Consider the following 23,855-nt stretch of genomic DNA (forward strand, 5'->3'; position numbering starts at 1 on the left):
CGCCGAAGCGCCCCGCACAATCCACTTTCCCGGTAACTGACGTTACTTGCGGCGCGAGATCGGCGTGTAGTCCCGGCGCGGGGCACCGGTGTAGAGCTGACGCGGACGGCCGATCTTCTGCTGCGGGTCCTCGATCATCTCCTTCCACTGCGCGATCCAGCCGACCGTGCGCGCCAGGGCAAATAGCACCGTGAACATGTCGGTCGGGAAGCCCATCGCCTTCAGCGTGATGCCCGAGTAGAAATCGATGTTCGGGTAGAGCTTCTTCTCGACGAAATACTCGTCGGAGAGCGCGATGCGCTCCAGCTCCACCGCGACGTCGAGCAGCGGGTCGTCCTTGATGCCGAGTTCGCCGAGCACCTCGTGGCAGGTCTTCTGCATGATCTTGGCGCGCGGATCGTAGTTCTTGTACACCCGGTGACCAAATCCCATGAGGCGGAACGGATCGTTCTTGTCCTTGGCCTTGGCGATGAACTTCGGGATGTTCTCGACGTGTCCGATCTCGCCGAGCATCTTCAGCGCCGCCTCGTTGGCGCCGCCATGGGCCGGACCCCAGAGGCAGGCGATGCCGGCAGCGATGCAGGCGAAGGGGTTGGCGCCCGACGAGCCGGCGAGGCGAACCGTGGACGTCGAGGCGTTCTGCTCGTGATCAGCGTGGAGGATGAAGATGCGGTCCATGGCGCGGGCGAGGACCGGATTCGGCTTGTAGTCCTCGGCGGGGACCGCGAAGCACATGCGCAGGAAGTTCGACGAGTAGTCGAGGTCGTTCTGCGGATAAACGAAGGGCTGGCCGATGGAGTATTTGAAGGCCATCGCCGACAGGGTGGGCACCTTGGCGATCAGGCGGATCGACGAGACCATGCGCTGGTGCGGGTCGGCGATGTCGATGGAGTCATGGTAGAAGGCGGACAGGGCGCCAACGGCTGCGACCATCACCGCCATGGGATGCGCGTCGCGGCGGAAGCCGGTGAAGAAACGCGACATCTGATCGTGGACCATGGTGTGGCGGGTGACACGGTAGTCGAAATCGGCCTTCTGCGCGGCGGTCGGCAACTCGCCGTACAGGAGCAGGTAGCAGGTCTCGAGGAAGTCGCCGTGCTCGGCCAGCTGCTCGATCGGGAAGCCGCGGTAGAGGAGGACGCCTTCGTCACCATCGATATAGGTGATCTGGCTTTCGCAGCTTGCGGTCGAAGTGAAGCCCGGATCATAGGTGAACATGCCGGTCTGGGCGTAGAGCTTGGCGATATCGACTGTCGACGGGCCAACAGTTCCATCCGACACCGGCAACTGGACCGACTTGTCGCCATACGTCAATGTCGCGGTCTTTGCACTTGCAGACATCGGCAACCCCTTGAAATTCCAGAACGATTAAACGTGCCCGCTGCAGGTGGCAGTCACCTGTCGCGCCCCATGGTTCGGATAGACGCTTTTTCGCAACGCGGCAAGCCGAAGCAGGCGGCAGGTCTGCCTTCTGCGACGTTCGTATGAGGCGGAATGAGAGGCCGGACCCGCCCGTCAGGCGTGGGCCTGATCCGCGATCCGGGCGAGGCTCTCCTCCCGGCCGAGAACCTCCAGAACATCGAAAATGCCGGGCGAGGTCGTGCGGCCGGTGAGCGCGGCGCGCAGAGGCTGGGCAATGGCTCCGAGCTTCACGGCCCGTACCTCCGCCTCGGCGCGCACAGCCGCCTCGGCGCTGGCGACCGACCATTCGGGCAGCGCCGACAGCCGCCCGTGCAGGGAGGCCAGATGCGCGCGCGCCTCCGCCGTGAGAATCGCGGCTGCCTTGTCGTCCGGCCGCAGAGGGCGCTTCGCCAGGATGAAGCCGGCGCCGTCGATGATCTCGAGCACCGTCTTCGCACGTTCCTTGATCCCCGGCATGGCCTTCAGGAGCTGCGCCCTGACCTCCGGCGTGAGCATTTCGGCGATGGCGGCGCCGTTGTCGATATGGGGCAGCACGTCGTCGATGGCCTTCAGGAGCCGCGCATCGTCCGCGTGGCGGATGTAGTGGCCATTGACCGCCTCCAGCTTGGCGAAGTCGAAGCGGGCAGGCGAGCGGCCGACATTGGAGAGATCGAAGGCCTCGATCATCTCCTCGGTGGAGAAGAGTTCCCTGTCGCCCTGGCTCCAGCCGAGGCGGACCAGATAGTTGCGCAGAGCCTCCGGCAGGTAACCGAGGGCGCGATACTGCTCGACTCCCAGAGCGCCATGACGCTTGGAGAGCTTGGCGCCATCGGGGCCGTGGATGAGCGGGATGTGGGCCATGGCCGGCACCGTCCAGCCGAGCGCCTGGTAGATCTGGGTCTGCCGTGCCGCATTGGTGAGGTGGTCGACGCCACGGATGATATGGGTGATGCCCATGTCGTGGTCGTCGACGACGACCGCATGCATGTAGGTTGGCGTGCCGTCCGAGCGCAGAAGCACCAGATCGTCGAGGTCCTTGTTGGGGATGACGACGCGGCCCTGGACGAGGTCGTCCACCACCGTCTCGCCGTCCTGCTGTGCCTTGAGGCGGATGACCGGCTTGACGTCCGCCGGAGCCTCTGACGGATCGCGATCGCGCCAGCGGCCGTCATAGCGCGGCGGGCGGCCCTCCTTCATGGCGAGCGCCCGCATCTCATCCAGTTCCTCGGGCGTCGCATAGCAATGATAGGCGCGCCCCTGCGCCAGGAGCTGGCGGGCCACCTCGGCGTGCCGGTCGGCGCGGGCGAACTGATAGATCGTCTGGTCGTCCCATGCGAGACCGAGCCAGGAAAGACCGTCGAGAATGGCGTCGATCGCCTCGGTGGTGGAGCGCTGGCGGTCGGTGTCCTCGATGCGCAGCAGCATCTTGCCGCCGGTCTTGCGCACATAGAGCCAGTTGAACAGCGCCGTACGGGCGCCGCCGATATGCAGGAACCCCGTCGGGGAGGGCGCGAAGCGGGTGACGACGGTCATGATTCTTCCGAAGACGACAGGGGAAGCCGGGCCGCGATAGTCTCGGCCCCGGAAAGCGCGTGCCTGTAGCATGTTGCGCGCGACTTGGGGAGCGGCCCCGTGAGGGCAGCGGGATGAAGGCGCGGGTCAAGGCCATCGCAGCGGCGACGGCCGCGCGGGCGCGGCCGGTCGCGACCGGATCGCTCCAACTCGCCTTCGGTGTCTGGTGGGAGCGCTTTGTCTCCTGGACCGCGCTCGAGCTCGATCGCGGTCGCGCCTTCCTGTTCCTGCCAGTGGCGTTCGGTGTCGGCGTCCTGCTCTACTTTGCCGCCCCGGACGAACCCTTGCCATGGGCGCCCGTGCCTCTCCTTGCCGCACTCGTCCTGATCGCCTGGCGCGCCAGACAGCGGCCCGTCGCCAGGCTGCTTACCACCGGATTCGCCGCCGTATTGGCCGGGTTTGCGGCGGGATCGCTGAAGACCTGGCTGATGACCCAGCCGCTGCTCGGCGCCGACAGTGGCGTGGTGCAGGTGCAGGCTTGGGTGGAAGCGGTGGAGCGGCGCGAGAGCGGCGAACGGCTGACCCTTCGCGTGCGATCGATCTCGCCCTTCTCAGGGGATGCGCCGTTCCGCATCCGTGTCACGAGCCGCGCCGCGACGGGTGCCGTCGTCGGGCGGCCCGTGAGCCTCGCCGCGAGATTGCGCCCGCCAGCCGACCCGGTCGCGCCGGGGCTCTACGATTTCGGCCGCGACGCCTTCTTCACCGGTGTCGGCGCCAGCGGCTTCGTGATCGGCAGGGTGGGGGAGGGGCAGGCTGGCGATCCACCGATCGGGGTCCGGTTGCGCGCCGGGCTCGATCATATCCGCACCAGGATCAGCGAGCGCATCCGGGCGGCCATTCCGGGACCGTCCGGCGCCATCGCCGACGCCCTGGTCAGCGGCAAGCGCGACGGCATACCCGAGGGCCTCAACGAGGCCATGCGCGTCGCGGGCCTCTACCACATCCTGTCGATCTCCGGCTTTCATATGGCGCTGGTCGCCGCCCTCGTCTTCGCGGTCGTGCGCGGCGGCCTGACGCTGGTGCCCTCCCTCGCGCTGAAGCGCCACGTGAAGGCGTGGGCTGCTGTGGTAGCACTGGTGGTGTCGACCGGCTATCTCGTGATCTCCGGAGCCGAGGTCGCGACGCAGCGATCGTGGATCATGATCGCCGTCGTCCTGATCGGTGTCGCCCTGGACAGAGGGGCGCTGACGTTGCGCACGCTGGCAATCGCCGCTCTCGCCGTGCTGGCCATCGCGCCGGAGAGCCTTCTGGGACCGAGCTTCCAGATGTCGTTCGCGGCGACGCTGGCGCTGGTCTCTGGATACGTCACCCTGCGCCCCTGGGCCGAACGGCAGGCGTCAGACCCCGGGGGACTCGGCCGCACTCTTCTTCTGGTGACCAACGGCGTGATCGGGCTCGCCGCAAGCTCGTTTGTCGCATCCCTCGCCACCACGCCCTATGCCGCCTTCCACTTTAACACGGTCCATCTCTACGGCGTCGCAGGCAATCTGCTCGGCGCACCCATCGTCGAGTTCATCGTCATGCCGCTGGAGATCCTGGCGCTGCTGCTGTGGCCGTTCGGCTGGGACAAACCTGTCTGGGCGCTGGCCGGCCTCGGCATCGACCTTTTCGTGCGCGTCGCCGAATGGGTAGCGTCATGGCCGGGTGGCCGGATCATCGTCCCGTCCGCGCGGCCTGCGGGCCTTCTCGTCCTGTCCTTCGGAATGATCCTCGTCGCCGCCCTGTCGACGCCACTGCGGTGGACGGGCGTGCCGCTCGTGGTGCTCGGTCTTGCCCTGGCGCCCGGGGGTGATCGCGCCGCAATCATCATCGACGGGGAAGGATCGACGGTCGCCGCGCGGGGTCAGGACGGGACGCTGCGCGTCGTCTCGCCGCGCGGAAACCGCTTCGCGGTGCAGCGCTGGCTGCATGCGGAAGGTGACGCACGCAACGCGGCGGACGACACCGTCACGGCGGGTGTTACCTGCGATTCGCTCGGATGTGCCATGAGCCTGCCGGGCGGAGGCCGGATCGCCGTGCCACGCCATTCCGATGCGGTGGCGGACGATTGCCGCGAGGCCCGCATTGTCGTGACGCGCTATCCGGCGCCGCCGACATGCGCGGCCATGGTCGTGGATCTCAAAGCCCTGGCCTGGACGGGCGCTGTCCGCCTCTATCGCGATGGCGATCGCTGGCGGATCGAGGCCGCGCGGCCGGAAGGGGTCATGCGGCCCTGGTTCAGACCGCGGCCCGCCGTCGCAGCCGCCCCTGCGCTGCTGCGGATGCCGGACACCGCGCGCCAGACCCCGCAGTCGGACACAAACGACGCCGAGCCTGATACCGCGCCCCCGCACGAGGCCGATATAGAGCCGGCTCAGTAACGCCGAATCAATCCCACCAGCTTGCCCTGGATACGCACGCGGTCCGGACCGAGAACGCGGGTCTCGTAAGCCGGGTTGGCGGCCTCGAGCGCGATCGACGTGCCGCGCCGGCGCAGGCGTTTCAGGGTCGCTTCCTCGTCATCGATGAGTGCCACGACGATGTCCCCGGTCTCAGCGCTGTCGCCCTTCCGGATCAGCGCCAGATCACCTTCGAGAATGCCCGCCTCGATCATCGAATCACCCCTGACTTCAAGGGCATAGTGCTCGCCGCGCGTGAGCATCTCCGGAGGGATCGATACAGTCGACATGCGTGACTCGATGGCCTCACGCGGCACGCCGGCCGCGATCCGTCCCATCAGCGGCACGGCGACCGGCATCACGGTCTCGTCGTCGGAGGACGATGGCCGTGCCCGGCCGAGCGACCCTTCGATGACGCTGGGCGAGAACTTGCCACGCGCCGGGCCAGCCGACTGCTCCGGCTGCCGGATCACCTCAAGGGCGCGCGCCCTGTTTGGTAGCCGGCGAATGAAACCGCGCTCCTCAAGCGCGGTGATCAGCCGATGGATGCCGGACTTCGATCGCAGGTCCAGCGCTTCCTTCATCTCGTCGAAGGACGGCGGCACACCACTCTCCTGAAGGCGCTCCTGGATGAAGCGAAGGAGTTCGTGTTGCTTGCGCGTCAGCATCGGTTTCCGTCCTCGATTGTAACCGGTCCGACTCGACCGAACAGATCATGAACAATCACTATCTGTTCTTTATGTGTTCCGCAACTCTTGAGATTTCGTAAAGCGCCAATCAGCGATCGAGCCGCAGGATGCGGCACTTGTCGCCCGCCTGTGCCGCTGGCGCATGCGGTGCGCGCAGGATCAGCGCATCGGATTCGGCCAGCACACGGATCATGGATGAATCCTGGATCGCGGAGGGCGTGGCGATGAGCCGCCCCTGGTCATGGGTCAGGCGGGCGCGCAGATGGTCGGCGCGCAGGTCGTTGGCCGGGACATCGGCGCCGAGGATCGCCTCCTCGCCGGCTGCGGTGTCGTCAGGCTGCCCCCCGAGCCGGCGCAGCAGCGGCAGGAGAAAGAGCATGGCGCAGACGAAGGAGGCGACCGGATTGCCGGGCAGGCCGAGCAGCCTCATCGGGCCGAGATCGGCCATCAGCAGGGGTTTTCCGGGGCGCATGGCGATCTTCCAGAAGCCGAGTGCGGCCCCCTCGGCGGCAATCACTTCCCGCATCAGGTCGTATTCACCGACGGAAGCGCCGCCCGAGGTGACGAGGACGTCATGGCCGGTAAGACGCGCCTGGCGGACGCGGTCGAGCGTTGCGTCGAGCCGGTCCGGCGCTATGCCGAGATGCGTCGGCAGGCCGCCGGCCCGGTGGACGATCGCAGCAAGCGCCAGCGCATTGGACGACACGATCTGCCCGGGCGCGGGAGCCGTTCCAGGCTCGACCAGTTCGTCACCCGTCGACAGGATGGCGACGCGCGGCTTCCGGTGGACAGGCACCATCGCGTGGTTCATCGCCGCGGCAAGCGCCAGCCGGCGCGGGTTCATCGGCGTTCCCGCCGTCAGGCCGGTTTCGCCGGCGGCGAAATCGAGACCCCGGCGACGGATGAAACGCCCGGCATTTCCGGCGACCGGGATGGCGACGGTTTCGCCATCGCGTTCGGCGTCCTCCTGCATCACCACCATGTCGGCGCCGCCCGGTACCGGTGCGCCGGTGAAAATGCGCACAGCCGTTCCGGCCTCAACGGTTCCTGCGAACGCATGGCCGGCCGCGGCCTCGCCGATGACCGTGAGACGTCCGGGAAGGTCCGCCGCGCGCACCGCGTATCCGTCCATCGACGAGACGTCCTCCGGCGGCTGGCTGCGGGCTGCGACGAGATCGCGGGTCAGCACGCGACCATCGCATTCGGCGACCGGAATCCATTCCTCGGGCAGGGGGGCCGCGTCCTTCAGGACCCGCGCCAGCGCCTCCGCGACGGGAAGCAGTCCGGCCATGGCTCAGGCGGCCCGGTAGGTGCCGGAGGCGCCGCCGCTCTTCTCGACGACGTGGATCCCCTCGATCCTCATGCCGCGGTCGACGGCCTTCACCATGTCGTAGACCGTCAGGCAGGCGACAGAGACGGCGGTGAGGGCCTCCATCTCGACACCAGTCTGGCCGGAGACCTTGACCGTGGCGGTGACCCGGACACCCGGCAACGCCTCGTCCGGAACCACATCGACCGCCACCTTGGTGAGCAGCAGGGGGTGGCAGAGCGGGATGAGGTCATGCGTACGCTTCGCCGCCATGATTCCGGCGAGCCGTGCGGTACCGAGGACGTCGCCCTTCTTGGCGTCTCCGGCGCGCACCAGCGCCAGTGTTTCCGGTTTCATCACGACGCAGCCGGCCGCCACAGCGGTCCGGTCGGTGGCGGCTTTGGCCGAGACGTCGACCATGTTGGCCTGCCCGCTCGCGTCGAGGTGGGTGAGGTTCGATCCCTGTGCCATGGCAACGGCTTAGCGTCTCGGCGGCCCGGCCGCAACGCATCTGTGAGCCGCGGCGTTGCTCAACCGGCTGCAGCACCCGGGGCCATCTCGCCAGCGGCCTGCCGGATCGCCCCGGCAATCGTCTCCGGAGCTTCCGCGCCGGCGATTCCATAGCGCCCGGCGACGATGAAGAACGGCACGCCGGTGACGCCGATGCGCTGGGCCGAGGCGATTTCCCGCTGGGTGCGCTCGATGTCCGCGTCGGACGCGAAGAGTTCGGTCAGAAGGTCCCGGTCGAGGCCGCAACCCGCGCCAATGTCGATCAGGACCTGCTCGTCGGCGAGATTGCGGCCTTCGACGAAGAAGGCCGAGAACAGCGCCTCGACCACCCGGTCCTGGGTCTCGCCCGCCCGCGCCCAGAGGATGAGCCGGTGGGCGTTGAGCGTATTGGGGGCGACCGCGATGCCGTCGAAGTCGAAGGGAATGCCTTCCTCGGCCCCGATCCCGGTCAATCGCTGATGGATCTCGCGGATCCGCTGGGGATCGCCGAACTTCGCGAGCATGTACTCCCGGCGAGGCTTGCCCTCAGGCGGCAGCTCGGGCGCAAGCTGATAGGGGCGCCAGCGGATCTCGGTGGGAATGTCGGTGACCAGGGCCAGAGCCTTCTCGAGCCGGCGCTTGCCCACGTAGCACCAGGGGCAGACAACGTCCGACACGACGTCGAGGGTAAGGACATTGTCGGCCATGGCAGTCTCCACAAACGGGAGACCGAGCTTAGTAGCCTGCCGCCGCGCGCGCCACGCTCAGGAGTTGTGCCAGCGCCGAATGCGACTCGCTCAAGGGGTCGAGCAGCGGCGGCTCCTCCTTGGGGCGGGTATCCTCGAAGGGAAGCTGCCCGGCCTGCCGCGCGCCGCCGGGGATGCCGAGCGGCGTCAGGCCGCTGTCGACGAGGCGTCCGGCGAGACCGACGATGGCGCGGCCATCGCCGACAACGCCTGACACGCGATCGCCGAGAATCGGATCGGGACGGACGACCGGCGCGATCTCGCCGCCAGCCTCGGCGTAGGCCGCCCGCAAGCCTGCCTCCGGGAAGCGGCGTCCGCCGATCGAGACGATGCCGGGCTCCCGTGAGCCAATGGTCAGGGTCTTGCGCTGCTTGTCGGTGGCGGCCGGAAATCTCGTGTGCCGATAGCCCTCGGCATCGACGGACCAGTAGGGCGGTAGACCGTTCTCGGCTCCGGGGGGGAAGGCGACCTTCGGCACCATGGCGCCGCGCAGTTCCAGCGTGCCGTCGGCACCGATGCGGCTCTCGACGAGGATCGGCGACTGGCCGCCGCCGGAGGTATGGGTGTCCGTTCCCAGCATGAGTATGCCGGGCGATCCTTTCAGCGTCCGCACGATGGCGGCTTCGCCGAAGCCGTGGAACACATCCACGGCGAGCCCGTCGGCCTCGGCCTCCGTGAGGTCGAAATCGCCAGCGGGGCGGCGCGCCAGCAGCGCGACGTGGCGCAGCGCCGGCCTCTGCGCCAGCGGGCAGCCGAGGACGGCGGCACCGGCCGCAAACGGAAGTGCGGCATGGGTGACGCCATCGGCCGCGAGCCGATCCAGGATGATCCGCATGGCCAGCGGGGGATGAGCGATCAGAGTACCTCCCGACATCAGCCAGGGGACGATCTGCAGGGCCATCCCGGCGAAGGTGTCCGGCGCGAGCGTGGCGGCAAAGACAGAATGCTCGTCGGGAACGCCTGCCATGAAGGCGGCGAGCCCGCCGGCGACGACCTCGTTGTGGCTGCGTGCGACCCCGAAATGGCCTTCAGCCGCCGCATCGGCCGTGACGACGGCCACGTGGTCGGCAGGGTTATCCGGCCGCTCGAGGTCGATCCGCGGGGCACCACCCTCGGTCGCCAGCACGTCGTCGAGCGGAATGACACCATCCAGCGCCGGGCCGCCGAGCGACAGGACGAAACGGACGGAAAATGTTTCGGCCGCGGCGAAGCGCATCATGCCGGCGCTCTCAAGCGGGCCGATGCGGCCGGCCGTGAGGATGGCGCGTGCGCCGAGACGCTGGAGATGGGCCGCTGTCTCGCGCCGCCCCCAGCCGAGAGGAATCGGTGCGGTGATGCAGCCCGCCCGCGATAGCGCCAGGAGGGCGATGATCGCGTCGGACGACATGGCGAACTGCGTTGCGACGACCGCATCGGTCGGCAGGCCCATCTGGCGCAGGTGCCCGGCCAGCGCATCGACCAGTCCATCCAGTTCGGCCCAGGTCAGCAGGCGCGGCTCACCGCCGATCAGGTGCGGACGGTTCGGTGCATCAGCGAGTGCACGGCTGGCGGGCCGGATCTCGGCCGCCCGACGCAACAGGCCGTCGAGGGTCGCGCGCCCCGCCACGCCCGTCGATGACGCCTTCCTGCCCTTACCGAGAATCACCGCTGGTTCGCCCCCCGGCGTCACGCCGCCACCACGTCTCCGTCAGATAGCCGAAAACGGATGATTCGGCAGGTACGCCGATGTGGTTCCAGCGGGCCATCCACTGTGCGGGCTGGTGGAAGAGGGGGACCCAGTAGAAACCGGAGGTCAGCGTCCGGTCGAGGGCGCGGGCAGCCATGACCAGATCCTCGCGGGTGGTAGCCTCGACGATGGCTGCAACGAGACGATCGACGGCCGGGTCGGCGATGCCGGGCAGGTTGCGGCTGCCGGGAGAGCGGCCTGCCGCGACGCCCCAATAGAAGGCCTGCTCGTTGCCAGGAGACAGGGACGTGTTCCACCAGCGGTAATCCGCCATGTCGAAGTCGTAGTCGCGCAGGCGCCGATCGTACTGGACCGCGTCGACATTGCGCACCTCGGCACGGATTCCGGCCCGGCTCAGGAAGCGCTGATAGGTAAGGGCAAGGCGCTCCTGATCACGGGTCGCGACCAGAATCTCGAACGCGAAGGGCTGCCCGCCGCCGCTATGGCGCATGACACCGGCGTCGAGCCGCCAGCCGGCCTCTTCGAAGAGCCGGATCGCCTGCCGCAACCGCACCCTGTCGCCGCTAGTGCCGTCGGAGACTGGCACACGATAGGTTCCCTCGAGGATGTCAGCCCTGACCTTGGCTCCCACCTCGGCGAGCAGCGCCCGCTCGCGGTCGTCCGCGGCGCGTCCGCGCGCGGACAGCTCTGAGCCCTCGAATATCGACTGCGTCCGCTCGAACCCGCCTGCATAGAGGGTGCGGTTGGTCCACTCGAAGTCGAACAGCAGCCCCAGCGCCTCGCGCACCCTTGCATCCTGGAAGATCGGCCGACGGGTGTTCATCGCCATCCCCCGGATGCCCATCGGCGTGCCCGGGCGCACGGTGGCGCGGGTGATGCGCCCCTCGCGAATGGCGGGAAAATCGTAGCCCGAGGCCCAGCGTCCGGCGTCCGCTTCCACCCGGCTGTCGACCAGGCCCTTCTTGAAGGCCTCGAACAGCGTGTTGCCGTCGCGATAGAAGTCGAAGCGGATCTCGTCGAAATTGAACAGGCCGCGGTTGATTGGCAGGGCGTGGCCCCACCAATCGGGATTACGCCGCAGCGTCAGGCTCTCTCCGGCCTTCACCTCTGCGATCGTATAGGGGCCGGAGCCCACCGGTGGAGCGAGGGTGGTTTCCTCGAAGGTCTCGGGATCGACGCCATGGCGCGGCAGGATCGGCATCAACCCGAGGATCAGGGGCAGTTCCCGGTCATTGGCGCCGGCAAGGTCGAAGCGGATGGTCAGGGGGTCGATGAGATCGACCCGCTGGACCTTGCGGTAATAGGCCCGGTGGTTGGGCCGGCCGCGCTCCTTCAGAAGTTCCCAGGAGAACAGGACGTCGGTGGCCGTCACGGGGCGCCCATCGGAGAAGCGCGCACGGGGATCGATGTGGAAAATGATCCAAGAGCGGTCGTCGGGCACCTCCAGCGCGCGGGCGATCTGCGGATAGAGCGTGAAAGGCTCGTCGTAGGAGCGGGTGAGCAGGGTTTCATAGAGGTACTGCCGGGCGCCCTGCACGGCGAGGCCCCGGACGACGAAGGGGTTCAGCGTGTCGAAGGTCCCCTGCGCGCCCAGAACGATGCGGCCGCCTTTCGGCGCGTCCGGGTTGACATAACGCCGGTGGGCGAGGTCGGGCGCGCTGGCCGGTGCGCCGTGCATGGCAATCGATGTCAGGAGTGGGCCCCGCGGCCAGTCAGCCGCCGACGCCGTGGCGGCGACGGACAGGAGGGATGCGAGGCAGGCGAGGACATAGCGGAGCAGCATGGCGTCAGAATAGGCCTTCAATGATAACCGAGCATGAAATCGGGTGATTCCGGCTTTTCAACGGATCGCCGAGTCGCTATCAACCGCGACCGGGGATCACGCCACCATGTCGCCACGTTCGACGGCGAAAGAGCGCGACCGATCCGACTCATCAAGGTCCGACCCGCCGCGGCCACAGCGTGCGTAACGGACACGACCGAAAGGACCTTTCATGTCGCTTTCCGCCAAAGCTGCGGCCCGGATGGGTGCAGGCCTCGCCCTGATGCTGGTGCCTGCGGTGGCCCTTGCCCAGGCCCCGCGCCCGGCCCAGCGGCCGGCGCAGCCGGCTCCCGCGCAGCAGGCGACTCCGGCCCAGCCGGCTGCTCCCGCTACCCAGGAGAACCTCGCCGCCATCCAGACCCCCTGGGTCAAGCTGTGCGACAACGTGCCCGTCGATGAGCGCACGCCCCCGACCACCAAGAAGCTCTGCATGGTGGTGCAGGAGACACGCGCCGAGAACGGCCAGATGCTCGCCTCCGTCCAGATCCGCGATCTGGAGGGCGAGAAGCCTCGCCTGATCATCGCCGTGCCGGTGGGCATGTCGCTGCAGCCCGGGATCCGCGTCGTGCTCGAGGGGCAGGGCCAGCCCCAGCCGCAGGCCATGCGCTACGAGGTCTGCCTGCCGAACGCCTGTTTCGCGCAGATGGAGATCCAGCCGGACTTCCTGACCCGGATGAAGCGTTCGACCAACCTGAACATCCAGGTCGTCAACATGAACAACCGCGCCATCTCGCTCGGCATGTCGCTGCAGGGATTTGCGGCCTCCTATGACGGTGCTCCCGTCGATCCGAAGGCCTATGAGGAGCAGCAGCGCCGCCTGCAGGAAGAACTGCAGCGTCGCGGGGAGGAGGCCCAGCGCCGCCTCGTTGAGCAGCAGCGCCAGCAGCAGGGCGGCGCCGCCGCCCCCGGTGTGCCCGTTGTTCCGGGCGCGCCGGCCGGCATGCAGCCACTGGCTCCGCCGCAGCGCTGATCGGACAAACGGCTCCAACATCGGAAGGCGCGGGCTCGTCCCGCGCCTTTTTCGTTGGCGCCATCAGCCCTTCAACGGAATTGTGCGCTGCAGCGCGGTGATGTAGCGCTGGCCGGAACCAGGAGGGGGCCATGAAGCTGCCGCGCAACATCTACAAGCCGCTCGCCATCGGCGCTCCGGAACCCTATCGCGAGCTGCCGGTGCGGCTGGAGCGCATGATCCATTTCGTGCCGCCGCACATGGAGAAGGTGCGCGCCAAGGTTCCGGAACTGGCGAAGTCCGTCGATGTGATTCTCGGCAACCTCGAGGACGCCATCCCGCTCGATGCCAAGGAGGCCGCGCGCGCCGGTTTCATCGAGATGGTCAGGGCAACCGATTTCGGCACCACGGGCGTCTGGACCCGCGTCAACGCGCTGAACTCGCCCTGGATTCTCGATGACCTCACCGAGATCGTCGCGGCGGTCGGCGACAAGCTCGACGTTGTGATGCTGCCGAAGGTCGAGGGTCCCTGGGACATTCACTACCTCGACCAGTTGCTCGCCCAGCTGGAGGCGCGCCACAAGGTGGCGAGGCCCATCCTCATCCACGCGATCCTGGAGACCGCCGAGGGGGTGAAGAACGTCGAGGACATCGCTTCGGCCTCGCCGCGCATGCACGGCATGAGCCTCGGACCGGCGGATCTTGCCGCCTCGCGCGCGATGAAGACCACCCGGGTCGGCGGCGGCCATCCCGAATACAAGGTGGTGGCGGATGCGGTGGGCGAGGGGCCGCGCGCCGTCTATCAGCAGGATCTCTGGCACTACACGCTGGCCAAGATGGTCGACGCCTGCGCCGCGAATGGTCTCAAGGCCTTCTACGGCCCGTTCGGCGACTTTTCCGACGTGCTGGCCTGCGAGACGCAGTTCCGCAACGCCTTCCTCATGGGCTGCGCCGGCGCCTGGACGCTGCATCCCTCGCAGATCGACATCGCCAAGCGGGTCTTCTCGCCCGATCCCGACGAGGTCGCCTTTGCCGCGCGCATCCTGGCGGCAATGCCGGACGGCTCGGGCGCGGTGATGATCGACGGCAAGATGCAGGACGACGCCACCTGGAAGCAGGCCAAGGTCATGGTCGACCTGGCGCGGATCGTCGCCGCCAAGGACCCCGATTACGCCGCGCGCTACGCGATCTGATCGCGCTCTTCAGGCGTATTTGATTCCATGTAACGTTGACACGGCGGCTCCCTGCCGCTTTTGTCGCGCGCCCGAGAGGGACCCCATTTCCACACGGACCATCAGCGGCGTGATCGACAAGCCACGGCAAGCCAAGTTCAAGATCGGACAGATCGTCAAGCACCGGATCCATCCGTTCCGGGGCGTGGTCTTCGACGTGGACCCGACCTTTGCCAACACGGACGAGTGGTACGAAGCGATCCCGGCCGAACTCAGGCCGTCGAAGGACCAGCCCTTCTACCACCTGTTCGCCGAGAACGAGGTGACCGAGTACATCGCCTATGTCTCGGAGCAGAACCTTCTGCCGGACACCAGCGGCGACCCGATCCGCCATCCGCAGGTGGACGAGGTCTTCGACCCGGACGATGACGGCGGCTACCGGGTGAAACGCACCGGTCTGCACTGAGATCAACCCTTCGATCCGTTGACCGCGGCGCTCGCGGTCATTAGCGGTCGCTGACCTCCCGCCGCGCAGCGATCGGCCCCATGATTCAGGTTCTCAATCTTGCGATGCCGTTCTTCGGCCTGATCGCGCTCGGTTTCTTCGCCGCGCGCTACAAGGCGTGGAAGGGCACGGCGATCCCCGAGGCCGGCCTCGGCTGGATGAACTTCTTCCTCATCTACATCGCCCTGCCGGCGCTGTTCTACCGGATCCTGGCGCAGACGCCGCTGGAGAAGCTCAACAACGTTCCCTTCGTCGTCGGCACGACGTTTGCGACCTTTGCCGTCTTCGTGCTCGGCTTCGCCTATGTGGCATGGCGGTCGGGCGGCCATACCGGCCATGCGACGGTCGCCGGCGTCTCCGCGGCCTACGGCAATATCGGCTACATGGGGCCGGGCCTCGCCTTTTCGACGATCGGGGCGGAGGCCGCGGCCCCCGTCGCGCTGATCTTCTGTTTCGACAATATCCTGCTGTTTTCCCTTGTGCCGCTGCTGATGGCGTTGGACGGGACCGACCGGCGATCCATCCTCTCCGTCATCGGCGAGGTCATCTTCAAGATCGTCACCCACCCCTTCATCCTGGCGACGGTGGCGGGTGTGATCTCCGCCTTCCTGAAGTTCCAGCCGCCGGAGATGCTCGATCGGCTGCTGGCCTTCCTGCAGAACGCCGCGGCTCCGGTCGCTTTGTTCACGCTGGGCGTGACGGTGGCGCTGCGCATGGAGAGTTTTCGCGCGCTGGCGAAGGTCGCCGCCGGCATCTCGCCGATCCTCGCGCTGAAGCTCCTGGTCCACCCGGCGCTCGCGGTGCTGATCCTGTCGTTTCTCGGGACGTTCGAGCCTGCCTGGGTCTATGCGGCGGCGCTGATGGCCTGCCTGCCACCGGCGCTCAACGTCTTCATCATCGCCCGCCAGTACGACACCTGGGTGGAGGAGGCGTCCAATGCCGTGCTGCTGGGCACGCTGGTCTCGGTCGGTACGCTGACAAGTGTGCTCTATCTGGTAAAGAACGAGCTTCTGCCGATCAATATATTCTCGCCATGACGGGCGTCAGGCCGCTGGCCGCTCCTCGCCGCGCATCAGGCGCGGCTGGCCATGGGACGGCTGCAGCCCCTCGCGCATGAAGGCGCGCCGCAGCGGCCCGATCTGGTCGAGGAGCCAGAGGCCTGCGCCGCGCAGCACATGGACCGGCATGAAAGCCGAGAGCAGCGACCGGTTGAGCACGTCGATGGCGAAGGTGCGGCTGACGATGTCGGCGCGGCGCGCCCGGTCATAGGTCGCCATGGCTGCCGTCCCGCCGATCGGTTCGCTGCGTTGGCGGGCATCGGCCAGGCAGTCGGCGAGCACCGCGCCGTCACGCATGCCGAGGTTGAGCCCCTGGGCGCCGATGGGCGGCACGACATGGGCCGCCTCGCCGATGAGGGCCGCGCCGGGCACGGCGAACTGCCGCGGCGTGATCGCCGAAAGGTCATAGCGGCCGCGGCCCGGCTCCAGCATTACCTTGCCGAGGATGGCCTGCGACCGCTTCTCGATCTCGCGCGCAAGCGCAGCGTCGTCCAGCGCCAGCAGCCGGTCGGCCTCACCGGGTCTGACGACGCAGACCAGGCTCGACCGGTCGCCTGGCAGCGGCACCAGGGTGAACGGACCCGTCGGCGTATGGAATTCCGTCGAGATATCGTGATGCGGACGGGAATGGCGGAAGCAGACGGTGACGGCGGTCTGCGGATAGCGCGTTGCCACCACGTCGATGCCGGCGGCAGTGCGCACCAGCGAGTTTCGGCCATCGGCGCCCGCCACGACCTCCGTGGTGATCCGGTCACCGGACTGCAGGACGACCGCGGGGGAACCGTCGGCGAGTTCAACGGCTGTCACGGTCTCTGCGATGAGCGGGATGCCGAGATGCCGCACCCGCGCCAGCAGCGCGGCGTTCAGGTCGTCATTGGCGATGTTGTAGCCGAAGGCGTCGAGGCCGATTTCGGCGGCGCGGCCCTCGAAGACCGGCGCACGCAAGAGGCCGCCCGTCGCATCGACGAGGCGCATCACGCGCAAGGGGGCGGCCTTCGGCGCGACGTCGTCCCACAGGCCGAGGCAACGCAGCGCCTGAACGGAACCATCGAGCAGGGCGGAGGTGCGATGATCGCTCCGCCCCCCGGGCGGAATGCCGACGATCGCGGCACGCAGGCCCGCATGGTGCAGCGCCAGCGCGGCGAAAAGCCCCGCCGGTCCCGCACCCACCACGATCACGTCATATTCCGCCTTGCGAACTGTGCCGGTCATCTGCCTTGCCGTCCGTAGCCATCACCGTGCAATCTCTAGCATTCCCGCGCGATCTGCCCAAGATACGAGGGACAGACCTGCCTGGCTCTGCCGGTCGCAGGTTCGTGTTCGCGGTAGGGATGGCGCAGGCCGCACAGGAGACCAGGCGCATGGTGCCGGACCCGCCGACCCGATATCCGCTGCCGGCCTATGCGGTCCATGCCTTCACCGCGAGCGGCGCGGTCCTCGGGCTGCTGGCGCTTCAGGCAGCCGGCGAGGGCCGGAGGGCGGCGACCTTCGTCTGGCTCGGCCTCGCCCTGGTGGTCGACGGCATCGACGGGACGATCGCGCGGCGGGTCGGCGTCGCGGGGCTCCTGCCGCGCTATTCCGGCGAGGTGCTCGATCTCGTCGTCGACTACCTCACCTATGTCGTCGTGCCGGTCTACCTCATGATCCATGCGGGTCTCGTTCCTGCGCCGCTGGCCTGGCCGCTCGCCGCCGCGGTCCTGATCTCGTCGGCCTTCTACTTCGCCGATGCCGAGATGAAGACGGTGGAGGGAGGCTTCAGGGGCTTTCCGGCGATCTGGAACGTGGTGATCTTCCTCGTGGCGGTGTTCGGATTGCCGGGCTGGATCAACGCCGTGGCCATTTCGGCGCTGGTGGCGGCAACCTTCGCGCCTTTCGCCTTCGTCCATCCGTTCCGCGTAACCCGGTTCCGTCCGCTGACGCTTGTGGTTCTCGGCGTCTGGACGATGGCCGCGATCCTCGCCATCGCAGCCGATCTGCGGCCGGAGCCGTGGGTGACGGCGGTTCTGGGTGGCGCGAGCCTCTATCTCGCCGGCATCGGCATCTTCGTCCGCTGGGCCGGGCGCCGGCGGGTCCTCAACTGAAGGCGAGACGCGCCTCGGCGGCGGCGGTCGCGGCTTCGGCCGACCGGGCAATGGTCAACCGGGGTTCCCGCAGGCCGAAATGGGCAAGCGTGGCGATCACGCTGTCGCGCGGCGCGGCAATGATGACATGGGTTCCGGCGCGCTCGAGCTTGTGCACGAAGCCCTCCAGCGTGTTTGCCCCCGTCGTGTCGAGGAACGGCACCTCCGACATGTCGAGAATGAAGATCGCGGGGGGATCGCCGATCCGGTCGAAGACGGAGACGACGGTCGCCGCGGCACCGAAGAAGAAGGCGCCGCTCAGTCGATAGGTGACGATCCGCCGGTCCTTCGCCTCGGTCGGGTCGTAGGCCCCGCGCGCGCCGATCTCGTCGGCCACGTCGGCAGCGAGCAGGCTGACCTTGCCCTCGATCGCCATGGCCTCGGCCATGCGGTGCATGAAGAGCAGCGAGCCGAGCACGATGCCAACGCCGATGCCCGCCGTCAGGTCGACGAAGACGGTCAGCAGGAAAGCGGCGAGCAGCACGACGGCGTCGCCGGGCGAGGCGCGCAGCAGTGACACGAACTCGCGCTTCTCCGCCATGTTCCAGGCAACGACCGCGAGAACACCGGCGAGCACGGCCAGCGGCACATAGCTCATCAGGCCGCCGGCGACCGCGAGGAACACCAGGACGAACAGGGCGTGGAACATGCCCGCGACAGGGCCCCGGGCGCCGGCGCGCACGTTGGTAGCGGTTCGCGCAATGGTGCCGGTGACGGGGATGCCGCCGAACAGCGCCGAGGCCATGTTGGCAACGCCCTGAGCCACCAATTCACAGTTGGAACGATGGCGGCGTCCCGTCATGCCGTCGGCCACGACCGCCGAGAGCAACGACTCGATGCCGCCGAGCATGGCGATGGCGATGGCTGGCACCATCAGATCGCGGATGCGGGTGAGCGACAGGCTGGGCAGGCCGTAGAACGTGATGCCTGTCGGAAGCGTGCCGAAGCGGGAGCCAATCGTCTCGACCGGCAGATGCAACAGCGCCGTTGCCAGCCCCCCCACGGCCACCACGATCAGCATGCCGGGGATCGCCGGCCGCCAGCGCTTCAGCGCCACGATGGTGACGATGGCGCCGAGCGAGAGGACGACGGCTATGGCGTTGACCGTGGGCAGGGCATGCCAGAGCACGGGGAGTTTGTGGAGCATTTCGGCAGGCTCGGCGGAGCCGAGCGTCAGTCCCAGCAGGTCGCGGATCTGGCTGACGAAGATGATGACCGCGATCCCCGAGGTGAAGCCGACGGTCACGGGATAGGGGATGTATTTGATATAGGTCCCGAGCTGCAGGAAGCCGATCACCACCAGCATGACGCCGGCCATGAAGGTGGCGATGACCAGACCGTCATAGCCGTGGATGGCGATCGTCGAGGCGACGAGCGGGATGAAGGCCCCGGCCGGGCCGCCGACCTGGAAGCGCGAGCCGCCGAGCGCCGAGATCAGGAACCCGCCGATGACGGCGGTCACGAGCCCCTTGTCGGGCGTCGCGCCGGAGGCGATGGCAATCGCCATGGAGAGGGGGAGGGCGACGATGGCGACCGTCAGGCCGGCGACGGCGTCGGACTGGAGGTCCTTCAGGCCATAGCCTTCGCGCAGGACCGTCACCAGTTTGGGGGTGAACAGGTCCCGGAAAGACGCCTTCTGCTGCACAATCGGCTTCATGATGCGATTCGGTCCGGAGGTTCGGACGTTAGGCTGCGGCCATTGGGCATCGCGTCCGCACAAATACGTGGTCGGTATGCAGACCGGCTATTCTGTCGCGGCGGAATCCGGCAGCCTTCATGGTGAGATTGCCCCGAGACAGGATCGCGCACCATGCCCGGCCACCTTTCCACCCATGTCCTCGACACGGCCGCAGGGCGCCCTGCTGCCGGCATTCGCTATCGGCTCTTCGCGATCGAGGGGGACGAGCGTCGGCTCGTGGCGGAGGGAGAGACCAATACAGACGGCCGGGCCCCCGCGCCGCTGCTGACGCCGGCGACCATCCGGCCGGGACCTTACAGCCTCGAATATGACGTGGCCGACTATCACCGCCGGTCAGGAACGGAGGTGACCGACCCGCCGTTCCTGGACATCGTCACCCTGCGCTTCAGTGTCAGTGCGCTGGACCAGCACTATCACGTGCCGCTACTGCTCTCGCCTTTCGGCTACACGACCTATCGGGGATCATGACCAGCACTCGCCCCTTGAGGTTCCTCCACCGGGGACACACGGCGGAACTCGCCGATGTCGCGCCGATGACGACGGTGCTCGACTGGCTGCGTCTCGACCGGCGGCTAACCGGCACCAAGGAAGGCTGCGGCGAGGGCGATTGCGGGGCCTGCACGGTCGCGGTGGGGCGCCTGCAGGGCGGGGCCGTCCATTATCAGCCGGCCAACGCCTGCATCCTGCTGCTTGGCCAACTGGATGGGGCCGAACTCGTCACCGTGGAGGACCTCGCATCGGGGGACCGGCTGCATCCGGTCCAGCAGGCGATGCTGGACCATCACGGCTCGCAATGCGGCTTCTGCACGCCCGGCTTCGTGATGAGCCTCTTCACGCTCTACCACGATGGCTCCGCCACATCCGGCGGTCGCGAGGCCGTGCTGTCGCGGCTTGCCGGCAATCTCTGCCGCTGCACCGGCTACCGACCCATCGTCGACGCCGCGCTCGCCGCCTGTTCCTCAGCGCCTGATGATGCCTTCACCGCGCGGCAGGAGGAGACGGCCCGCTCGCTGGCCGCGCTGGCCGACGACCGTGACGTTCTGGTCGGCGACCACGCCGCCTTCTTCGCGGCTCCGTCGTCGCTCGACAGCCTGTGCACGCTGCTGGAACGTCATCCGGATGCGGTGCTGGTCGGCGGCGCCACCGATGTCGGCCTGTGGATCACCAAGCAACTGCGGACCTTGCCGAAGCTCATCCATACAGGCCGGGTACGGGAACTCGGCACCATCACCGACGACGGCGCGCAACTGAGGATCGGCGCCGCTGCGACCTACGCCGATGCCCGCGACAGCCTCGCGGCCCTTGACCCGGATGTCGGGCTGCTGCTTGAGCGGCTGGGATCGGCGCAGGTGCGGGCGGCTGGCACGATCGGCGGCAACATCGCCAACGGCTCGCCCATCGGCGACATGCCGCCGCTTCTGATCGCCCTCGGCGCAGAGATCGAACTGCGGCGCGGCCACGCCGTACGGACCATGCCGCTGGAGACCTTCTTCCTCGCCTATGGCCGGCAGGACCGCGCCCGCGACGAGGTGTTGACTCATGTGACGGTCCCGAAGCCCGGGCGAGGCGAGCATCTGCGGGTGTTCAAGGTCGCCAAGCGCATCGACCAGGACATCTCCTCCGTGATGCTGGCGATGAAGGTGACACTCGACGGCAGGCGGATCGTGGCCGCGCGCATCGCCTTCGGCGGATTGGCCGGCGTTCCGAAGCGGGCCTCGGCCGTTGAGGTGGCGCTCACCGGCCTCGCCGACGATGATCGCGGCGGCATCGGAACGGCCATTGCACGGCTGGGGGAGGATTTTTCGCCGCTGGACGACCACCGCGCCTCTGCCCGCTACCGCCTTCAGGTGGCCGGCAATCTCATCACCAAGGGGCTGATGGAGATCGCGGCGGGAGACCGGTCGCGTACGCGCATCGCGCCGCTGCGGGAGGCCGACGATGCAGCATGACCCCGCCGACGCGCCGGCCCTGCGCCATGTGCAGAAGTCCTTGAGGCACGATTCCGCCGATCGCCATGTCACGGGCGCCGCCCCCTATATCGACGACATTCGTGAACCTGACGGAACCCTGCACGTGGTGCCGGGCGGCTCTCCTGTAGCGCGGGGCAGGCTGAACAGCCTTGACCTCGGGGCCGTTGGCACAGTTCCCGGCGTGGTCGCCGTGCTCACCGCCGCGGACATTCCCGCGACCAACGACGTCAGCCCCGTTGCCGGCGACGACCCGCTCTTCGTGGTGGACGAGGTCTCCTTCCATGGACAACCGCTCTTCGCCGTTGTGGCAGAAACCCGCGATGCGGCACGCCGCGCCGCGCGACTGGCGGTGATCGACATCGCGGAGGAGGCGCCGCTGGTCTCAATCGCCGATGCGCTCGCCGACGATGCCGACATCATGCCGGCCTATGCCTTCCGGCGCGGCGACCCCGAGGAGGTTCTTGGCACCGGCGCCAACGTTCTGTCCGGCACGCTGGAGATCGGCGGGCAGGAGCATTTCTATCTCGAGGGGCAGGCGGCCCTTGCCGTGCCCGACGAGCAGGGCGGCTTCGTCGTCCACTCCTCGACGCAGCATCCGAGCGAGGTACAGCACGTCGTCGCCCGCGTTCTCGGTATTCCCGACGCCTGGGTCGAGGTGGTCGTCCGCCGCATGGGCGGAGGATTCGGCGGCAAGGAGAGCCAGGCGAGCGGCTGGGCCGCAATGGCGGCGCTCGCGGCGCGCGTCACCGGCCGGCCGGCCAAAGTGCGGCTCGACCGCGACGACGATTTCGCCATGACCGGCAAGCGCCACGACTTCCATGTCGACTATCGCGCGGCCATCGATGCGGACGGGCGGATCGAGGCGGTCGATGTCGGCTTCGCCTCGCGCTGCGGCTACAGCCACGACCTTTCGTCGTCGATCAATGACCGGACGATGTTCCATGCGGACAACGCCTATTTCTTTCCGCACGTGCATATCCGCTCGCGGCGGCTCAAGACCCATACCGTGTCCAACACGGCATTCCGCGGGTTCGGCGGGCCGCAGGGCATGGTCTTCGCCGAGCGCCTGATGGACCATATCGCCTGGGCGACCGGCCGCGATCCCCTCGATGTGCGCTACGCCAATCTCTACGGAACGGAGGATCGCAACGTCACGCCCTACGGCATGATGGTCGAGGACAATGTCGCGGGCGAGATCCTGCGACAGCTCGAGACATCGAGCGACTATCGCGCGCGGCGCGCCGCCATCACCGCGTTCAATGCGGGATCGCCGGTGCTGAAGAAGGGAATCGCCCTGACCCCCGTGAAGTTCGGCATCTCCTTCACGACGACCTTCCTCAACCAGGCCGGCGCGCTGCTGCACGTCTATCAGGACGGCTCGATCCACCTGAACCACGGCGGCACGGAAATGGGGCAGGGGCTCTTCGTCAAGGTGGCGCAGGTGGTGGCTGAGGAGTTCGGCGTCGCGCTCGACCGCGTCCGCATTACCGCCACCCATACGGGCAAGGTGCCGAACACCTCGCCAACGGCCGCCTCGTCCGGCACAGACATGAACGGCATGGCGGCGAAGGTCGCGGCCTCCGAGATCAAAGCGCGGCTCGCGGATTTCGTCGCCCGCGACTGGCAGGTGCCGCTAGGCAGCATCGCGTTCCGTGACGACCACGTGGTGGCCGGGGATCGGTGTGCGCCCTTCGCCGAGGTCGTGAAGAAGGCCTACCTCGCCCGAACCCATCTCTCCGCGGCCGGCTTCTACGCGACCCCGAAGATCACCTGGGACCGGGCGAGGGGGACCGGCCGCCCGTTCTTCTACTTCGCCTACGGGGCCTCCTGCTCGGAGGTTACCATCGACACCATGACCGGCGAGTTCACCCTCGATCGCGTCGACATCCTGCACGACGCCGGACGCTCGCTGAACCCGGCCATCGACATCGGCCAGATCGAGGGCGGCTTCGTCCAGGGCATGGGCTGGCTGACGATGGAGGAACTGGTCTTCGACGCGAAGGGGCGGCTGCGGACGCACGCGCCATCGACCTACAAGATCCCGACCGCGCGGGACGTGCCGGCCGATTTCCGCGTCGCCTTTTTCGACAATCCCAACCGCGAGGACACGATCTACCGCTCCAAGGCCATCGGCGAGCCGCCGCTCATGCTCGCCAATTCCGTCTTGTCGGCGATTGCCGATGCGGTGCATTCGCTGTGGCCGGGGAGGGTTGTCGCACTCGATGCGCCGGCGACCCCCGAGGCCATCCTCTTCGCCTGCATGGCGCAGGTCGCGGAGGCGGGGTGACG

The 23,855-nt window shown here is 67.9% G+C and carries 19 protein-coding genes; 9 read left to right on the forward strand and 10 right to left on the reverse strand.

The window, feature by feature from the left end:
- Nucleotides 1–42: 42 nt before the first annotated feature.
- Together gltA and gltX are read right to left on the reverse strand one after the other, a co-directional pair.
- The gene (gltA, locus tag ACJ4V0_RS18280; protein ID WP_448301035.1) at nt 43–1,341 is read right to left on the reverse strand and encodes a citrate synthase; all 1,299 of its coding nucleotides are present in this window, start codon (nt 1,339–1,341) and stop codon (nt 43–45) included.
- A gap of 174 nt (nt 1,342–1,515) precedes the next feature.
- Entirely contained in the window at nt 1,516–2,934 is a 1,419-nt protein-coding gene (gene gltX, locus ACJ4V0_RS18285; RefSeq protein ID WP_448301036.1) for a glutamate--tRNA ligase, read from the reverse strand.
- A 113-nt stretch (nt 2,935–3,047) separates the two neighbouring features.
- On the opposite strand from gltX, the gene ACJ4V0_RS18290 reads away from it, so the two are divergent.
- Entirely contained in the window at nt 3,048–5,333 is a 2,286-nt protein-coding gene (locus ACJ4V0_RS18290) for a ComEC/Rec2 family competence protein (protein ID WP_448301037.1), read from the forward strand.
- On the opposite strand, the gene lexA is transcribed toward ACJ4V0_RS18290, so the two are convergent.
- The 6 genes from lexA to ACJ4V0_RS18320 form a co-directional block, all read right to left on the reverse strand.
- A complete protein-coding gene (lexA, locus tag ACJ4V0_RS18295) occupies nt 5,327–6,019 on the reverse strand; it encodes a transcriptional repressor LexA (RefSeq protein WP_448301038.1) in 693 nt (230 codons plus the stop codon). The genes ACJ4V0_RS18290 and lexA overlap by 7 nt on opposite strands.
- A gap of 109 nt (nt 6,020–6,128) precedes the next feature.
- Complete coding sequence (locus ACJ4V0_RS18300) at nt 6,129–7,331, reverse strand: molybdopterin molybdotransferase MoeA (protein ID WP_448301039.1); 1,203 nt, start codon at nt 7,329–7,331, stop codon at nt 6,129–6,131.
- 3 nt (nt 7,332–7,334) lie between these two features.
- Nucleotides 7,335–7,820, reverse strand: a complete 486-nt coding sequence (gene moaC, locus ACJ4V0_RS18305; protein ID WP_448301040.1) for a cyclic pyranopterin monophosphate synthase MoaC — start codon at nt 7,818–7,820, stop codon at nt 7,335–7,337.
- Nucleotides 7,821–7,879: 59 nt separating this feature from the next.
- Nucleotides 7,880–8,545, reverse strand: a complete 666-nt coding sequence (locus ACJ4V0_RS18310) for a DsbA family oxidoreductase (protein ID WP_448301041.1) — start codon at nt 8,543–8,545, stop codon at nt 7,880–7,882.
- 28 nt (nt 8,546–8,573) lie between these two features.
- Nucleotides 8,574–10,229, reverse strand: a complete 1,656-nt coding sequence (locus ACJ4V0_RS18315; protein ID WP_448301042.1) for an AMP-binding protein — start codon at nt 10,227–10,229, stop codon at nt 8,574–8,576.
- Complete coding sequence (locus ACJ4V0_RS18320; protein ID WP_448301043.1) at nt 10,216–12,075, reverse strand: extracellular solute-binding protein; 1,860 nt, start codon at nt 12,073–12,075, stop codon at nt 10,216–10,218. The genes ACJ4V0_RS18315 and ACJ4V0_RS18320 overlap by 14 nt, the downstream gene beginning before the upstream one ends.
- A 190-nt stretch (nt 12,076–12,265) precedes the next feature.
- Here ACJ4V0_RS18320 and ACJ4V0_RS18325 point away from each other — a divergent pair, with 190 nt between their 5' ends.
- From ACJ4V0_RS18325 to ACJ4V0_RS18340, 4 genes are all read left to right on the forward strand, one after another.
- Nucleotides 12,266–13,063 (forward strand): invasion associated locus B family protein, encoded by a 798-nt coding sequence (locus ACJ4V0_RS18325; RefSeq protein WP_448301044.1) that lies wholly within the window; start codon nt 12,266–12,268, stop codon nt 13,061–13,063.
- 131 nt (nt 13,064–13,194) lie between these two features.
- Nucleotides 13,195–14,235 carry an HpcH/HpaI aldolase/citrate lyase family protein gene (locus tag ACJ4V0_RS18330; protein ID WP_448301045.1) on the forward strand — a complete coding sequence of 347 codons (1,041 nt, stop codon included), beginning with the start codon at nt 13,195–13,197 and terminating at the stop codon, nt 14,233–14,235.
- Between the two features lie 109 nt (nt 14,236–14,344).
- A complete protein-coding gene (gene hspQ / locus ACJ4V0_RS18335) occupies nt 14,345–14,680 on the forward strand; it encodes a heat shock protein HspQ (RefSeq protein WP_448301046.1) in 336 nt (111 codons plus the stop codon).
- A gap of 80 nt (nt 14,681–14,760) precedes the next feature.
- A complete protein-coding gene (locus tag ACJ4V0_RS18340; protein WP_448301047.1) occupies nt 14,761–15,756 on the forward strand; it encodes an AEC family transporter in 996 nt (331 codons plus the stop codon).
- Nucleotides 15,757–15,762: 6 nt separating this feature from the next.
- Here ACJ4V0_RS18340 and ACJ4V0_RS18345 read toward each other — a convergent pair whose 3' ends face one another.
- The gene (locus ACJ4V0_RS18345; RefSeq protein WP_448301048.1) at nt 15,763–16,989 is read right to left on the reverse strand and encodes a UbiH/UbiF family hydroxylase; all 1,227 of its coding nucleotides are present in this window, start codon (nt 16,987–16,989) and stop codon (nt 15,763–15,765) included.
- Between the two features lie 149 nt (nt 16,990–17,138).
- Here ACJ4V0_RS18345 and ACJ4V0_RS18350 point away from each other — a divergent pair, with 149 nt between their 5' ends.
- Nucleotides 17,139–17,858 carry a CDP-alcohol phosphatidyltransferase family protein gene (locus ACJ4V0_RS18350; protein WP_448301049.1) on the forward strand — a complete coding sequence of 240 codons (720 nt, stop codon included), beginning with the start codon at nt 17,139–17,141 and terminating at the stop codon, nt 17,856–17,858.
- On the opposite strand, the gene ACJ4V0_RS18355 is transcribed toward ACJ4V0_RS18350, so the two are convergent.
- On the reverse strand, nt 17,851–19,554 hold the full coding sequence (locus tag ACJ4V0_RS18355; protein WP_448301050.1) for a SulP family inorganic anion transporter: 1,704 nt from the start codon (nt 19,552–19,554) through the stop codon (nt 17,851–17,853). The two genes, ACJ4V0_RS18350 and ACJ4V0_RS18355, sit on opposite strands and share 8 nt — an antisense overlap.
- A gap of 153 nt (nt 19,555–19,707) precedes the next feature.
- On the opposite strand from ACJ4V0_RS18355, the gene uraH reads away from it, so the two are divergent.
- From uraH to xdhB, 3 genes are read left to right on the forward strand one after another with little or no spacing between them, the layout of a single operon-like run.
- Nucleotides 19,708–20,064 carry a hydroxyisourate hydrolase gene (gene uraH, locus ACJ4V0_RS18360; protein ID WP_448301051.1) on the forward strand — a complete coding sequence of 119 codons (357 nt, stop codon included), beginning with the start codon at nt 19,708–19,710 and terminating at the stop codon, nt 20,062–20,064.
- On the forward strand, nt 20,061–21,545 hold the full coding sequence (xdhA, locus tag ACJ4V0_RS18365; RefSeq protein ID WP_448301052.1) for a xanthine dehydrogenase small subunit: 1,485 nt from the start codon (nt 20,061–20,063) through the stop codon (nt 21,543–21,545). Before uraH ends, xdhA begins: the two co-directional genes overlap by 4 nt.
- Nucleotides 21,535–23,853 (forward strand): xanthine dehydrogenase molybdopterin binding subunit, encoded by a 2,319-nt coding sequence (gene xdhB, locus ACJ4V0_RS18370; protein ID WP_448301053.1) that lies wholly within the window; start codon nt 21,535–21,537, stop codon nt 23,851–23,853. The genes xdhA and xdhB overlap by 11 nt, the downstream gene beginning before the upstream one ends.
- Nucleotides 23,854–23,855: the final 2 nt, after the last annotated feature.

The sequence above is a fragment of the Phreatobacter aquiterrae genome, from assembly GCF_053471285.1.